The sequence below is a fragment of the Dyella sp. genome (genome assembly GCF_051954575.1).
Lineage (GTDB): Bacteria > Pseudomonadota > Gammaproteobacteria > Xanthomonadales > Rhodanobacteraceae > Dyella_B.
On record NZ_JBQCHP010000096.1, the window covers coordinates 17,402 to 32,342 of the forward strand.

Annotated in this window: 12 protein-coding genes; 6 read left to right on the top strand and 6 right to left on the bottom strand. The window is 59.0% G+C overall.

Annotated features, from left to right (window positions below; translation table 11 throughout):
• Nucleotides 1–250: 250 nt before the first annotated feature.
• From metJ to ACTHNE_RS13590, 6 genes are all read right to left on the bottom strand, one after another.
• Complete coding sequence (metJ, locus tag ACTHNE_RS13565; RefSeq protein WP_345786025.1) at nucleotides 251–769, bottom strand: met regulon transcriptional regulator MetJ; 519 nt, start codon at nucleotides 767–769, stop codon at nucleotides 251–253.
• Nucleotides 770–1,357: 588 nt separating this feature from the next.
• Entirely contained in the window at nucleotides 1,358–1,759 is a 402-nt protein-coding gene (gcvH, locus tag ACTHNE_RS13570) for a glycine cleavage system protein GcvH (RefSeq protein WP_324945562.1), read from the bottom strand.
• A gap of 93 nt (nucleotides 1,760–1,852) precedes the next feature.
• Nucleotides 1,853–2,953, bottom strand: a complete 1,101-nt coding sequence (gene gcvT, locus ACTHNE_RS13575) for a glycine cleavage system aminomethyltransferase GcvT (RefSeq protein ID WP_440269519.1) — start codon at nucleotides 2,951–2,953, stop codon at nucleotides 1,853–1,855.
• A 74-nt stretch (nucleotides 2,954–3,027) separates the two neighbouring features.
• Nucleotides 3,028–3,660 (bottom strand): alpha-ketoglutarate-dependent dioxygenase AlkB family protein, encoded by a 633-nt coding sequence (locus ACTHNE_RS13580; RefSeq protein ID WP_440269520.1) that lies wholly within the window; start codon nucleotides 3,658–3,660, stop codon nucleotides 3,028–3,030.
• Nucleotides 3,641–4,228 carry a class I SAM-dependent methyltransferase gene (locus ACTHNE_RS13585; protein ID WP_440269521.1) on the bottom strand — a complete coding sequence of 196 codons (588 nt, stop codon included), beginning with the start codon at nucleotides 4,226–4,228 and terminating at the stop codon, nucleotides 3,641–3,643. Before ACTHNE_RS13585 ends, ACTHNE_RS13580 begins: the two co-directional genes overlap by 20 nt.
• Nucleotides 4,229–4,295: 67 nt before the next feature.
• A complete protein-coding gene (locus ACTHNE_RS13590; RefSeq protein ID WP_440269522.1) occupies nucleotides 4,296–5,693 on the bottom strand; it encodes an amidase in 1,398 nt (465 codons plus the stop codon).
• 173 nt (nucleotides 5,694–5,866) lie between these two features.
• Between ACTHNE_RS13590 and ACTHNE_RS13595 the strand changes: the two genes are divergently transcribed.
• The 6 genes from ACTHNE_RS13595 to ACTHNE_RS13620 all read left to right on the top strand — a co-directional run bounded on the left by ACTHNE_RS13595 (nucleotide 5,867) and on the right by ACTHNE_RS13620 (nucleotide 14,853).
• Nucleotides 5,867–7,468: a 4Fe-4S dicluster domain-containing protein gene (locus tag ACTHNE_RS13595; protein ID WP_440269523.1), complete on the top strand. Its 1,602-nt coding sequence runs from the start codon at nucleotides 5,867–5,869 to the stop codon at nucleotides 7,466–7,468.
• Nucleotides 7,469–7,653: 185 nt separating this feature from the next.
• Complete coding sequence (locus ACTHNE_RS13600) at nucleotides 7,654–8,739, top strand: glycosyltransferase (RefSeq protein ID WP_440269524.1); 1,086 nt, start codon at nucleotides 7,654–7,656, stop codon at nucleotides 8,737–8,739.
• A complete protein-coding gene (locus tag ACTHNE_RS13605) occupies nucleotides 8,736–8,960 on the top strand; it encodes a hypothetical protein (protein WP_440269525.1) in 225 nt (74 codons plus the stop codon). The genes ACTHNE_RS13600 and ACTHNE_RS13605 overlap by 4 nt, the downstream gene beginning before the upstream one ends.
• A complete protein-coding gene (locus ACTHNE_RS13610) occupies nucleotides 8,957–11,473 on the top strand; it encodes a glycosyltransferase family 4 protein (protein WP_440269526.1) in 2,517 nt (838 codons plus the stop codon). The genes ACTHNE_RS13605 and ACTHNE_RS13610 overlap by 4 nt, the downstream gene beginning before the upstream one ends.
• Before the next feature lie 245 nt (nucleotides 11,474–11,718).
• Complete coding sequence (locus tag ACTHNE_RS13615) at nucleotides 11,719–12,708, top strand: glycosyltransferase family 2 protein (protein ID WP_440269527.1); 990 nt, start codon at nucleotides 11,719–11,721, stop codon at nucleotides 12,706–12,708.
• A gap of 36 nt (nucleotides 12,709–12,744) precedes the next feature.
• Nucleotides 12,745–14,853, top strand: coding sequence for a DUF7024 domain-containing protein (locus ACTHNE_RS13620; RefSeq protein ID WP_440269528.1), 2,109 nt, complete (start codon nucleotides 12,745–12,747; stop codon nucleotides 14,851–14,853).
• The last annotated feature ends 88 nt before the right edge of the window (nucleotides 14,854–14,941 follow it).

The following is a 14,941-nucleotide window of genomic DNA, read 5'->3' on the forward strand; positions in this document are numbered from 1 at the left end:
CGCGGCGCGGATGGGTCAAAGGTATCGCGATTGTGGCGGCTGGGCAAATGCGGGTTGTGAGGGAAGCCGACAGAGGCTTGGGGCAAGCTCGAACATCCGAGTGCCGGAGAGATTCTCCATGCCTATTTTCATTTTCGGGGGCCGAAAATGAAGCGTCCCGGCACGAGGCCGGGACGAAACGCTTTCGAACTACCTCCCTGCGCTGGGCACCGCAGGGAGACAAATCGAGTGCAACGTCTAGTTGTTGTGCTTACTTCTTTGCAGCTTTGGTGGCTTTCACAACTTTGGCAGCGGCAGCCTTCTTGGCGGTGCGCTTACGCGTCGCCTTCTTGGCAGCCTTCTTTGCGCCAACGCGCTTGGCGGTGGCCTTCTTCGCGCCTACGCGCTTGGCACCCGCCTTCTTGGCGGTCTTGCGCGCGGTGCGCTTCTTGGCGGTGGCCTTCTTGGCGACCGGCCGCTTGGCAGCAGCTTTACGGGTGGTTTTCTTGGCGGCTTTCTTCGCCGACTTACGTGCAGTTTTCTTGGCAGTGGCCATAGTACGTCTTAGCTCCTCATCAGTTGGCAGTGGTTGCCCAGTAAAAGCGTGGAGGAACGCCTCAACCAGCAGATCGCTGTTGGTGGCGTGCCGCAAATTGTTGACCTGTCGGTAGGTACGCAGATCCGACAGCAGTCGCAGTACATGCATGGGTATCGAAACAGTGATCTTTCTCACCGCGCCGGATTTTTCGCCGTGTTCTATGTAAGGTTGGACGAATTTCGATGCCACCATTGGTAACGTTCCCCGTTTATGGTGCGAAAGCTATTCCCGAACATTTCAACTGTCAATTGATTTTTGCCATGAAATCAATCCCTTCGCCCCGACAGCCGGTCGACGGCATGGTCGGGAAAACCGAATTTCGATGACTGGATGCAATACGAACAGCCATCCAAACGTCCAGAGAACTCGCCTCGCGCAATTTTAGAAAAAAGCCAAAAACAAGCTGAAAAGCGTGATTTTTCTCATCGACGCTGATACACGCGCAACGTCGATGCAAGCGCCATTGCCATGCGCCATCCCGCGCCGTTCGGAGTACCCGAAAGGGCGATTCGGAAGCATGAACGAATTTAGACCGGGAGGTGTCCGATCGGGTGTCGAAAGTGGCCCGAAGCGCCCCGAACACCCTCGATGCGCTCCGCGACGACATGCCGTCGCGCGCATGCGATGGGTGGTGGTCGCGGGTGTCGACGATGTTCGGCGGTGCGTTTCTTCACGCCGCGCATGACATCGCTTGCGTTGTTCCGGCGGCCGATGCGCACCGGACCGCCGACATGAGAACGGCCGCCTAGGCGGCCGTTTTCGAATCATGCCAAGCGCGCGTCAGTGGTCTTCGTTCTCGATCTGCCCGGCGTAGGCGTCGGCGTCGAGCAGATCATCCAGCTCGGCGCGATCGGAAGCCTTCACCACGAACAGCCAGCCGTCGCCGTAGGCATCTTCGTTGATGGTTTCGGGCTTGTCGGCCAGGCTTTCGTTGACCTCGACGATCTCGCCAGAGACCGGCGCATAGATGTCGGAGGCGGCCTTGACCGACTCCACCGTCGCCACGCTGTTGCCGGCCTGCACCTGGGCGCCGACTTCCGGCAGCTCCACGTACACCAGGTCGCCGAGCGCTTCCTGCGCGTGGTCGGAAATACCCACGCGGATCAGCCCATTGTCTTGGACACGGGCCCACTCGTGGGACTTGAGGAATTTCAGATCGCCGGGAATCTCTTTCTGGCTCATGGTCGGGTCCAGTCGTTGTTTCGATCAGGGTTGGAGGGTGCAAATTCTAACTGCTGGCATCGCGGGAATGGGACCTGCCCGCGACGTAATCCTTTAGATGCCTTCGCAGGCTTTGCCGTCGCGCACGAACGGGAATTTCACCACGCGCACCGGCACCTCGCGACCGCGGATGTCGACCCGCAGGTTGTCCGCAGCGCCCGCCGGCACGCGCGCGAACGCCACCGATTTGTTCAAGGTGGGTGCAAAACTGCCGGAAAGAATTTCGCCTTCACCTTGCGGGGTCAGCACTTTCTGTCCGTGACGCAGCACGCCTTTTTCATCCAGCACCAGGCCGACCATGCTGCGCGGCACGCCCGCGGCCTTTTGTGCTTCCAGCGCCTTGCGGCCGATGAAGTCGCGCCCTTCGTCCAGCACGATGGTCCAGGCCAGGCCGGCTTCCCACGGCGTGACGTTTTCGTCCATGTCCTGGCCGTACAGATTCATGCCCGCTTCCAGGCGCAACGTGTCGCGCGCCCCCAGCCCGCAGGCCGCGACGCCAGCGGCGGCCAGTTCCTTCCACAAGGCGACGGCGTGTTCTTCCGGCAGCATGATCTCGAAGCCATCCTCGCCGGTGTAGCCGGTGCGCGCGATGAACAGCGGCATGCCGTGCGGACCTTGCGCGGCGGCGGCGGCGAAGCGGCCGAGCTTCTCGATGCGCGGGCGATCCACCTCGTGCAACAGGCCGATCACCTTGGCGCGCGCGTTGGGACCTTGCACGGCGATCATCGCGAAATCCGGACGTTCCTTGACGCTGACGCCGAACGGCTTGGCCTGCCGTTCGATCCAGGCCAGATCCTTTTCGCGCGTGGCGGCATTGACCACCAGGCGGAAATGTTCGTCGCCCAGCAGGTAGATGATCAGATCGTCGATCACCCCGCCCTGCTCGTTGAGCATGCAGGTGTACAGCGCCTTGCCCTGCACTTTCAGCTTGTCGATGCTGTTGGCCAGCAGGTGGCGCAAAAAGTCGCGCGCACGCGCGCCATGCAGATCGACCACGGTCATGTGCGACACATCGAACATGCCGGCGTCGCGACGAACGGCGTGGTGTTCTTCGATCTGCGAGCCGTAGTTGATCGGCATGTCCCAGCCGCCGAAGTCGACCATGCGCGCGCCAAGTTCGCGATGGAGGGCATTGAGTACGGTCTTCTGGGTCATTGCGGGCCTGCAGATGGGGACATGAGGATCACACATTATGTCCAGCGGCCTGGGTCAATCCAAGCTGCAGGGCGTCATGGCGGGCCGATCAGACGGAAGGTGAGATTGATGCGTGGTCCGACAACTGCGCCGCTCTTGGGCAAATCGTGCTGATAGTGATCTTGCGTGCCGCCCGCCATATGCAACAGGCTGCCATGCGCCAGCGTGAGGCCGACCGGCGACGATGCGCGCATGCCACGCGGCACGCGGCGGCGGAACCGGAAACGACGCTCCGCGCCCAGGCTCAGCGACGCGATGACCGGCTGCGCACCGAGCTCGGGTTCGTCGTCGCTGTGCCAGCCCATGGCGTCGTCACCATCGCGATAGAGGTTGGCGAGCACGCTGTTGAAGCGCACCGCACAGGCCTGCTCCACGCGTGCCCTCAGCGATTGCAGCGACGGCGTCCATGGCCGCGGCTCGAAGCGGCTGCGCGAGTACATATAAGTAGCGCCGGGATCGCCGATCCAGCAGCTCAGGCGCGGCGCCTCGACCTCGCGTCCGAACATGCGCAGGCGATGCCGCTCCCACTGAATTTCGTCCTGCAGGCGCCAGAGCAGTTCGTCGGCTGCTTCGCGGGCGAGCCAGCATGAGGCATAGCGCACATCCGCATCGGCAAGGGGCAGCCGTTCCCAACGGCTGCCGGTATGCTCAATCATCAGCTCTGACATAGGTGTACACCTGCGCCGGCGGCAGGTTGCGCCACACCATGCCAGAGCGGTGGCAACGCAGCCGCAGTTGCCGTTGCACGTCCGGATGCATGGGACTGCGCCAACCGTAGGTGTATTGCACGAACACGCCGCCAGGACGCAGCACCGCCAGCGCAGCGGAGACAATGTCGTGCTGCAGCTGTGGCGACATGGCGAGCAATCCAAGACTGCTCAAGATCGCATCCGCGCCAGCTGGCGCCAGCACACCGGTGCGCCGGGCAAGTTCGTTGACCTGCCGCGCGTCGGCACACAGCACATGCGCCTGGGGAAAACGGCGGCGCAACACCGCATGCAGGGTCTCGTTCATTTCCAGCACCAGCAGTTGCGCCATCGACACGCCATGCTGCAACAGCGCCTCGGTGATAACGCCAGTGCCGGCGCCCAGCTCGATCACGCAATCGGCCTGGGTCGGCATGGCCGCCGCCATCATGCGCGCCAACGGCCGGCCGGACGGCAGCACCGAAGCCATCTGCAGCGGATGCTTGATCCACTCGCGGAAGAACGTGAGCTGTTGGCTATAGGCGGACATGGGGCGGAACCTGGGGACTTTGCGCCACTTTACCGGGCGCCGTGTAACAAAACGTTGTCACCTGCCATCAGGCGATCGCAGGATATTCCGGCGCCGCATCGAGCGTGGCCGACCACACCGCCGCCAGCTCCAGCAGGCGCAGGTCCGATCCGCGCGCGCCGATCAACTGCATGCCGATCGGCAGGCCGTTCGGCAGCGTGCCCATGGGAATGCTCACCGCCGGACAACCTGCCAGGTTGGCGAAGCTGGTGAGATCGGCCTGGGTAACCGGTACCGGGCCGTCCAGCGGAAAGGCGCCCTGCGGCGTGGTGGGCGTGACCAGCACGTCGATCTGCGCGAACAGGCGACGCATTTTCAGCGTGGCGGCATCGAGCACGCGGTCCGCGGCGGCGTAATCGGCGGCGCTCTTGCCAGCGGCGTAGCCGAGCAGTTGGCGGAACGGCGGTGAGACCGGATGTTCGGTATCGGCAAGCTGCGTGGCGAAGGTGCCGAGCATCTCCGCCTCCATCAACAGAAAACCGGCGCGGCGCGCGCGGGCGACATGCCAGTCGTCGAAATCCACCTTGCGGCACTCGCCCAGTTCGCGATCGAGCTTGGCTAGCGCCGCGTCGAATACGTCGATCACGTCCTGCTGCACGCCGAGCGCGGAAAGATCCGGCAACACGCCGCAGCGCAGTTTGCCGGGTTCCCAGTCCGGCGGCGACAAGGCCACGCGGCGGCGGCGCGAGCGCGGATCGTCCGCGTCGTAACCGGCAAGCACCTGCAGCAGCACGGTGAGGTCATCCACGCCGCGCGCGAGCAGGCCGACCGTGTCCAGCCGCCGCGCCGCGGGCGTCATGCCGCGCGCAGAAATTTCGCCTTGCGTGGGCTTGAGCGCGAACACGCCGCAATAGCTGGCGGGAATGCGCACAGAGCCCAAGCTGTCGGAACCGATCGCCGCCACGGCCAAGCCTGCCGCCACCGCCGCGGCAGCACCGCCGGACGAACCGCCCGCGGTGTAGCCGTGCCGTTGTGGATGATGGGTGGCGCCGTAATGCGGATTATCGGTGACGGCGCCGAGCGCGCCTTCGTCCATATTTGTCTTGCCGATCAACACGGCGCCCGAGGCGCGCAGCCGCGCCACCACATGCGAGTCGTGCGTGGCCGGCACGCCCGGCCCCGGCAGGCCGGCGCGCGTGGGCCAGCCGGCGATGTCGAAGTTGTCCTTGAGCGCGATGGGGACGCCATCCAGCCGGCCGATCACGCCATCGCGACGCCGCAGCTCCGCACTGCGCGCCTGCTCCAGCGTTAGCGCCGGGCTCAGGCCCACATAGGCATTGAGCCCGGGATTGATGCGCTCGATGGCCTGCAGATGCACCTCGGCCAATCGGCCCGCCTGTACCCGGCCGGAGGCGAGCCAGTGCAGAAGCTGGCACAGCGTGGCGCGGCGCAGGTCGATATCGGCGATCGGCGGTAGGGAACTCATGCACGCTCCTGCACAGGTGAAACGCGATTATGTCCAACCATTGCGACGCACCCGCAAGCAGCCCCCGGTTTGCCGCGCAGTAGGCGAATCCGGAGAATACCCGTCCGGACCGCCACGGAAACCCTCCGTGCGGCTACTCTCTGCCACCCTGCCACGCCGGAGCCCAGTCCACCATGACCGAACGCGAGACGATGGAATACGACGTGATCGTCGTCGGCGCGGGGCCGGCCGGGCTCTCGTTCGCGATCCGCCTCAAGCAGCTCAAGCCGGACCTAACGGTGTGCGTGATCGAAAAGGCCTCCACCATCGGCGCGCACATCCTCTCCGGGGCAGTGATCGAACCGCAGCCGCTGGACGCCCTGCTGCCCGGCTGGCGCGACAACCCGCCGCCGATCTGCGTGCCCGCCACCGAGGACGAGTTCTGGCTGCTCACCAAGACCGGCGGCCGCAAGCTGCCGGTGCCGTCGACGATGAACAACCACGGCAACTTCATCGTGTCGCTCGGCGCGATGTGCGCCTGGCTGGCGCCGCAGGCCGAGGCGCTCGGCGTGGACGTGTTCCCCGGCTTCGCCGCCGCCGACACCATCTATAACGAGGACGGCTCCGTCGCCGGCGTGCGCATCGGCGACATGGGCGTGGCGAAAGACGGTTCGCACAAGAGCGGCTACACCCAAGGCATCGACATCAAGGCCAAGGTCACCGTGTTGGCCGAAGGCGCGCGCGGCAGCCTCACCAAGCAACTGATCAAGCGCTACCAGCTCGACCAGCACAGCGACCCGCAAGGCTATTCGATCGGCATCAAGGAACTGTGGCAGGTGCCGGCCGGACGCGTCACGCCCGGCAAGATCTTCCACAGCTTTGGTTGGCCGGCCGACAACCACACCTACGGTGGCGCATTCCTTTATCACCTGGACAAGGACCGCATCGCGCTCGGCTACGTCAGCGGCCTCGACTACAGCGACCCCAACTACCAGCCTTGGGAAGCCTTCCAGCAATGGAAGAACCACCCCATGATCAAATCCCTGCTCGAAGGCGGCAGCATTCTTTCCGCCGGCGCGCGCGCCATCGTCACCGGCGGCTGCCAATCCCTGCCCAAGGTGGAACTGCCCGGCGCCCTGCTGATCGGCGACACTGCCGGCCTGCTCAACGTGCCCAAGATCAAAGGCACCCACCAGGCGATCAAGAGCGGCATGCTCGCCGCCGAGCACCTCGCCGCGACCGAGCTCAAGCCTGAAGGCTTCGACGCCAAACTGCGCGACTCGGACGTGATGGCTGAACTCAAAAAAGTGCGCAACATCAAACCCGGCTTCAAGAAAGGCCTGTGGTTCGGCATGTTCAACGCCGCCTGGGAAACCGCCATCGGCGGCAAATCCCCGTGGACGCTGAAGAACAAGCCCGACTGGAGCTCGCTGCACAAGCTAGGCCAGCAGGAAGAACCCAAGCGCGACTACGTGCAACGCGAGCTGCCCCCGCGCGACCGCCTGGCCGGCGTCTACTTCGCCGCCACCGAACACGACGAGGACCAGCCCGTACACCTGCACGTCAAGGACACCTCCGTGTGCGTCACCCGCTGCGCGGAGGAATACGGCAACCCCTGCACACGTTTCTGTCCGGCGAATGTCTATGAGATCGTCAATGACGAGGCGGGCAAGCGGCTGCAGATCAATGCCGCGAACTGTGTGCATTGCAAGACGTGTGACATCAAAGATCCTTACGAAATCATCAACTGGGTTCCGCCTGAGGGTGGGTCGGGGCCGAATTATCAGAATCTGTGAACCTCGATCTGGCTTGGCGCTTTGCGCGCTTGCATCAACTCATACGCCGCATCTGGGGTAGCTTGGTTCTGCGCGGATGGAAAGCCACGCTCAGGAGAGCCGTCGAGCAATTTCGCTCAGAGCAAGGCGAAGAGGCTAAGAACTTAGCCTTGAGTGTCCCTGCAAGTGCGCGCGGGTGTCGGCATATGCTGGTGATCGACACCATGGTGCCCAATCCCGCACGCGATTCTGGTTCGTTGCGCTTATGCATGATGCTGCAACTTCTGCATCGGGACGGTTGGCACATCAGCTTGCTGCCAGACGATGGCCGAGTTACCTCCGGCGACGTGGCGAGATTGAGTGCATACGGCGTCCATGTGCATGGCGGGAACGTAATGGCTTGGCTGCGTGAGCACGGGGAATCACTCGATGCGATCCTGCTTTGCCGCCTGGCTGTGGCTGCGCCTTACCTCAAACCAAGTCGACGCTTGGCGCCCAAGGCCATGTGCATCTTCGACACCGTCGACCTGCATTTTGTGCGCGAGGAACGTGCGGCCGAAGTATCGGGGAACCAGAGCATGCTGCGCCAATCGGCCGCCTCACGTCGGAGGGAATTGTCTTTGATACGCGACAGCGACGTAAGTTTCGTCGTCAGCGAAGTGGAACTGGCGTTGCTTCGGAAGGAAGTGCCTGACAGCAAGGTAGAGCTGGTGAGCAATATCCACGAAATACACGGCCGGCGTGCGCCCTTTTCCAAAAGACGCGATTTGCTTTTCATCGGCGGCTTTGGGCATCCACCCAACGAAGACGCCGTACGCTGGTTCGTGGCAGATATATTGCCACTGCTGCGCACGCGCGACCCTTCCATATGCCTGCATGTCGCCGGCGACATCACACCCGAAGCAAGAACCGCACTATCCCGGCCCGGCGTCGAGATGCATGGCCGCGTGGACGATCTGTCCGAACTGATGGACCATTGCAGGGTTTCGATCGCACCGCTGCGGTTTGGCGCGGGCGTCAAGGGTAAAGTGAACATGGCGATGAGCTATGGCCTGCCTGTTGTCGTCACGTCCATCGCCGCGGAGGGCATGCATCTATCCGATGGACATGACGCCTTGATCGCCGATACCGCGACCGATTTTGCCGAAGCAGTCTGGCGCGCGTACTGCGACGAACATCTGTGGATGCAGCTGTCCGACGGAGGCATCGCCAACGTGCAGCGGTATTTTTCACCGGAACTCGCGTTACGCACGTTGCGTAGAATCCTGCCCGCAAAGCAGGCATCTCAATGAAAAGCCTGCTCTACATCGCCAAGCAATTTCTGGCCAGGCGCCCTGGCCTGCGGCGCAAGATCGTCAACGCCATTTATCGCATTCCGGCGCTCGATATGCGATTGCGCGCAGTCCTGGATCAACGCGAAGATCTGGCCTGGCGACGCGTCGATGCCAATGACCTGCCGGACGATACGCGAGAGGTCTACGAAAAACTTCGCCACCGGATGAAGCGCTCATGAAGCTGCTGCTGGATCTTCAAGGAGCGCAGAGCCAGAGCAGGCATCGTGGTATCGGGCGCTACACTCTGGCTCTCACGCGCGCTTTTCTTGACCGAGCCGCGTCCGAGCATGATGTCCGATTACTGCTCAACGCGCGTTTCGGCGATCAGGTCGATGCACTGATTGCAACGCTGGGTGAGCATGCGCGGCCGGCGCACCGCCTCGTCGTGGAAGTACCCGAAGGAATTCGTGCGCAACCCGGCGGAAACGCCTGGTTGCGCCGGACTTCGGCCCGTGTCATGCGTCATGCCATAGAGAGCTCGGGCGCCGATATCGTTTGGTACAGCAGCATATTGGAAGGCTATAACGACGACGCTGTGGTACCGGAAACATCGCCCGTTGGAATCGCCAGCGTAGCGACGCTGTATGACCTGATTCCCTTGCATGATCAGGATGCGTATCTCGGTCACCCACGCATACGCCAGTGGTATGGGCAAAGCGTGGACATGTTGAAGCAATGCGACATGCTGCTCGCCATTTCCGAATGGGTGCGCCAGGATGCTATCCAGCGTTTGCAGTTGCCTCCCGAGCGTGTCGTCAACATCGGAGCGGCAGTGGATGACTGGTTTGCTCCTCCCACCCCAGACCCGGCTGCCAGTGCGGCGCTGCGCTCGCGTTACGGCATTACTCGCCCTTACGTGCTCTACAACGGCGGCTTCGACGCGCGCAAAAACGTACCATCGTTGGTCCGCGCATTCGCCGCATTACCTGAAGCAATGCGCGCGGCGCATCAACTCGTCATCGTCGGGCGTGCCGGCCAAGAGGAGGCCGCTCAACTGCACGAAGCAACGCGCAAAGCGCGATTGCCCGCGGACAGCGTGATCTATACCGGGTTTGCACCGGATGAAGAACTGATCCGCCTCTATGCCGAATGTGCCCTGTTCGTATTTCCTTCCCTACTGGAAGGTTTCGGTCTGCCGCCGCTCGAGGCCATGGCCTGCGGAGCTCCCGTCATCGCCAGCCATGCGGCCAGCCTGCCGGAAGTGATAGACAAACGCGACGCGCTATTCAATCCACATCGTGTCGATGACATCACCGCATGCATGTCCCAAGCACTCGGTAACGCGCACTATGCTGATGAACTGCGGAAATACGGGTGCGAACGTGCCCCGATGTTCAGCTGGAACAGCGTCGCCAACCGCGCTCTGGATGCGCTGCAGGAGCTTGCTCACCGTCAGAACCGCCGGCCCAACGTAGCAATCCACGGCAACCCGCTCGCACGAGAAGAGCAACTGATCGCCGATATTTCGCGCATGGACGGCAAGCCAAGCGACGAGGATCTCGCCAGCATCGCCAGCATGGTGATATCCACACGCAAACCTGAGGCAGTGCAACGTTGGCTGGTAGACGTGAGCAGCATTGCAGAAAAGGACATCCGTACCGGCGTCCAGCGAGTCGTGCGTAATATTCTTACGCATTGGCTCATCTCTCCACCTGAAGGCGTGCAGATCGTTCCCATACGTTTCGCGCGCGGCCGTTACCGCCACGCGCGGCAATACGCGTTCGAACTGCTTGGCCGCGAGAAAAATCCCTTGCCGGAAGACGCGATTGAAGCGGTAAACGGCGATGTTTTCTTCGGCCTCGATTGGGCGGTCGACGCCATTGATGCTGCAGAACCTCAACTGCGCCAATGGCATCGCCGTGGGGCAAGTGTTCAGTTTCTCATCCACGACCTGTTGCCCATCATGCTGCCAAATGCGTTCCATCCCTACGCTCGCGACCGGTTCGCACGCTGGCTGCGCTGCGCTGCAACCGTTTCCGACAACTTGATTTGCGTCTCACGGGCCACGGCAGACGACTTGAATCTATGGTTAGCGACCACTTCCATCCGTTATCAATTCGGGCGCGCCCCTGAAGTAACTCACTCCCCTCCCGGGGTCGATCCCTCCTTCAGCAGCGCAGAGCCCGTTCTTCGTCCGCTCCTAGCCGTCGCTCTACGCTCGCGGCCGACCTTCCTGATGGTAGGAACGATCGAGCCGCGCAAAGGATACGACCAGGCGTTGGAAGCCCTGGAACAATTGTGGAATGACGGCATCGACGTCAATCTGGTCGTCGTGGGTCACTATGGCTGGCTCATGGAGCCATTTCGAGCGCGCCTTGAAGCACATGCTCAATATAATCGGCGCTTGTATTGGATCCACGATGCCAATGATGACGAACTGGACGCCATCTATCGTGCCAGCACCTGGTTGCTCGCCGCATCTTGGGGCGAAGGCTACGGCCTGCCACTTATCGAAGCGACGCTGCGTAATATTCCTGTCATTGCCCGCGATCTGCCGGTGTTTCGCGAAGTCATGGGCGAACAGGCTCAATATTTCAAGGCGCAACAGCCATCAGAGTTAGCGGACGTATTGCGGAACCTACTTTCGCTTGAGGATGTACCATCACCCGTCAAATCGTTTCCCACTTGGCAGGAGAGCGCAGCCTCGCTCTCCAGTGTGATCAAGAATCTGATTTCGGATGAGTCTGCCTAGGAATGCACCTATGAACCGATGCCCCCGTCTACCTCAGGCTAGGCCCACTTGTCTGCCTTGCCTTCAAGGCATACTCGCCCCTTTTTCAAATTTTCGATATAACTATGAATCTCAAAGGGTGCTTTCAATCCCACCACGAGAATGACTGTTGCGGAACGCAGAGCTAGTTAGTAGCGAGCCAGGCCGTACAGTAGACCGCTCAAATTGAAAGCCAATCCGTTCTCCAACTCGTTTAGGATTAAGACGTGGCGCCATCGACCGTAGATCAAACATCAAGGAACTATTTGCAAGTCGCCGTTCTTATTCCTTGTTTCAACGAAGAGGCTGCAATTACGCAGGTAGTCAAGGATTTCAAAGCCGCGCTACCATCCGCTGACATTTACGTATTCGACAATAACTCAACTGATCAGACCGTTGCCTTGGCGCTCGCAGCAGGCGCCAACGTTTCACACGTACCGTTTCGCGGCAAAGGAAATGTCGTGCGCAGAATGTTCGCCGATATCGAGGCCGACATTTTCGTATTGGTTGATGGCGACGCGACCTACCATGCACCCAGTGTCACAATGCTCATCCAAAAGCTGATCGATGAACAGCTGGACATGGTTGTTGGGGTACGTCAACACGAAGAGAAAAATGCCTATCGCCCAGGCCATGAATTCGGCAACAGACTATTGACCGGATGTGTGAGCAGTATTTTTGGCGGCAAATTCACCGACATGCTGTCGGGATATCGCGTCTTTTCACGGCGATATGTGAAGTCGTTCCCTGCGTTGGCTCATGGTTTTGAAACGGAAACGGAATTAACCGTACATGCTCTGGAGCTCCGTATGCCATATGGCGAATTGATTACTCCATATGGCGTACGACCAGAAGGTTCTGTCAGTAAATTGAGCACCTACAAGGACGGCCTGCGGATTTTGAAAACCATCATCAAGCTCTATGCAACGGAACGCCCCTTACTCTTTTACAGTATCGTCGGCCTTGTCTTCGCGGTCGCGGGCACCGCACTATCAATTCCGCTAGCCGTCACCTACTTTGAGACTGGACTGGTTCCACGCATTCCTACTGCCATATTGTCCACGGGGTTGCTGCTCAGCGGAGTAACCTCTTTCGTTGCAGGACTTATTTTGCAGGCCACAACGCTGAGCAGACGAGAATTCAAGCGTCTTTCTTATCTGGCCATACCAGCTATCCCACGTGATGCTAGCGCCCGAGACATTGCGTCCATACGTTGAACAATACGTTTTTTTAACCTTTCCTGGTAATCCATCATGCCGATCACTTTCGATACTACAGATAAACAATCCCAATTTAGTTGGTCAAAAAAACAATTGATAATCCTTGGCGTTATCGTTTTAGCAATCATCACTTACCTGGCATTTCGATTCACGGGCGTTCAACCGGTCGTAATGTCGGATGAACAGCGCTTCAGTACATACTCGCGAATCCTCGATCCCGCACAAGCTGACGTTCCGTCTTATCTATTTTACTTTATATATCATATAACCAATCAATGCGGAGCAGGCTTTCTGGAATGTGGAAGATTATTGAATCTTCTTCAGCTCGGATTGGCCAGCGTTCTACTTTATATTCTTTGTATGAAATACTTATCAAAAAGGATTTCGGCATTTATTGCAATTGTTACGCTACTGGCTCCTTGGGGGAGCTACGTAACGTATTATATGCCAGAAATACTTTATTATCTTATTTTTCTGACATTGACATGGATCACTCTGAATGAAGAAAACTATCGCAACCAGACGTTATTTGACAGCGCCTCAGGAATAACACTTGGAATATTGTCCCTGATCAAGCCTCACGCGCTGTTTTTAGTACCGGCGTACGCTGCGTTCCGCGTTTACGCTCACGTCCTGAACAAGCGCCCGCACAGCCTGTTTAAACTTGCCTGCTCTATTGGTTTATCCGTTATTTTACTTTTTGTCGTCCGCCTTTCTGTGGGTTACCTGATAGCTGGCCATGCTGCGCTCAGCCTGTTCGGAAGTACCTATAGCGGAGTTGCAGATAAGAGTGGCGGACTCTTCAGTTCTCAAATGCTTTTATCCCTTTTTTATGTTGCAAAAGGTCACGCATATGGGCTCCTGGTACTGCTGGGATTTCCGTTGACGGCGGGCTTCGTTATACTTTGCAACAAGATCACTGATGATAACCGCGAGCAGAAAAAAATCATTTTTTTTTCGATCGCCGTGCTGATATGCATGCTCGCTGTCACAATCGCCTACACGGCGCGAGTTAACGGAATGAACCAGTATGAAAGCCTTAATCGGCTTCATATGCGTTATTATTTTTTCATATTTCCGATTTTTTCCATTATTGCCGCATTCTTTTTCAAAGAGACGGAACTCAATCTCGCAGCCTGGCAAAAAACAATTGCTGCGCTTGTACTTGTCGTCACTCTTTATGCCGGCTTCAGAGGGCTCAAGCCGTACACTCCCTCTGCCGTGGACTCGCCCGATCTGTGGACAATTGCATATCACCCCAAGGTGTTGCACGTATTTGCACTATTACAGGCGTTCGCCCTGCTGCTGCTTATCATAAAGCCTTCCAAGGCCTCGAAATTCTTTGTCTATCTAATACTTCCTTCATTGGCAGTTAATGCCGCACTCACCCTGCCAGTTTTCTTTTCGTATTATAGGGTGCAAAGCACCGCTGACAAAGCTGGCGTCTTTTACGAGATGACCATAGGCAACCATGATCCGGTCGCGATTGTCACGGACGACGACTCGAACGCAACACGTGTGATATTTCACCTTAGCGCCAAGGACATAAGGAAGGTTCTTACTTCACCTACCCAGATGTTGACTGCACAGATGATTGCGCCCGATGTTCGTTGGATCATCGCTCTTAACGACAATCCACTCGCTCCTTCACTTCGGGGTTATCTTGCATACGAGATGCCTGGATATAAAATTTGGCACGTCGGCACCAGTGGTTACGACGTCGATTTCACTGGAACAACTTGGCCTGAAGTGGACTCGATTAAAGGAGTCTTCGGTCCCGAATGGTTTGGCCGTTGGTCTGATGGCAAGTCCGTCACCATTAACTTCGCCAGAGACATTCCCGCCGATATTTTTGTCGAAATCAAGGCCTTTGGCTTTGGACCTAATATTGGGCAATCCGCCAGCATCCAAATTGGTAATCAAGCCAGGCAGTTTGAGCTAAGCAAGGATTTGAGCTCAGCCACACTGAGTTACCGCAACATTCCCGCGCACACACGAGCCGTGATCATCACGGTACCTCATCCTATTTCACCAAAAGAGATTGGAATGAATACCGATTCGCGCATGCTTGGTATCGGACTCAATCATCTGTCTATCGAGCCGGCAGTATCGAAAGACCAAAGGGTTACCAGCGCAAAGTGAAGCCGCCGGATATCGAGAGCTTGACGCTCTATTCTGCGACTCTGATATGCGATTCCCAGCCAGAGGTACACAACAGGGAGGGCAACAT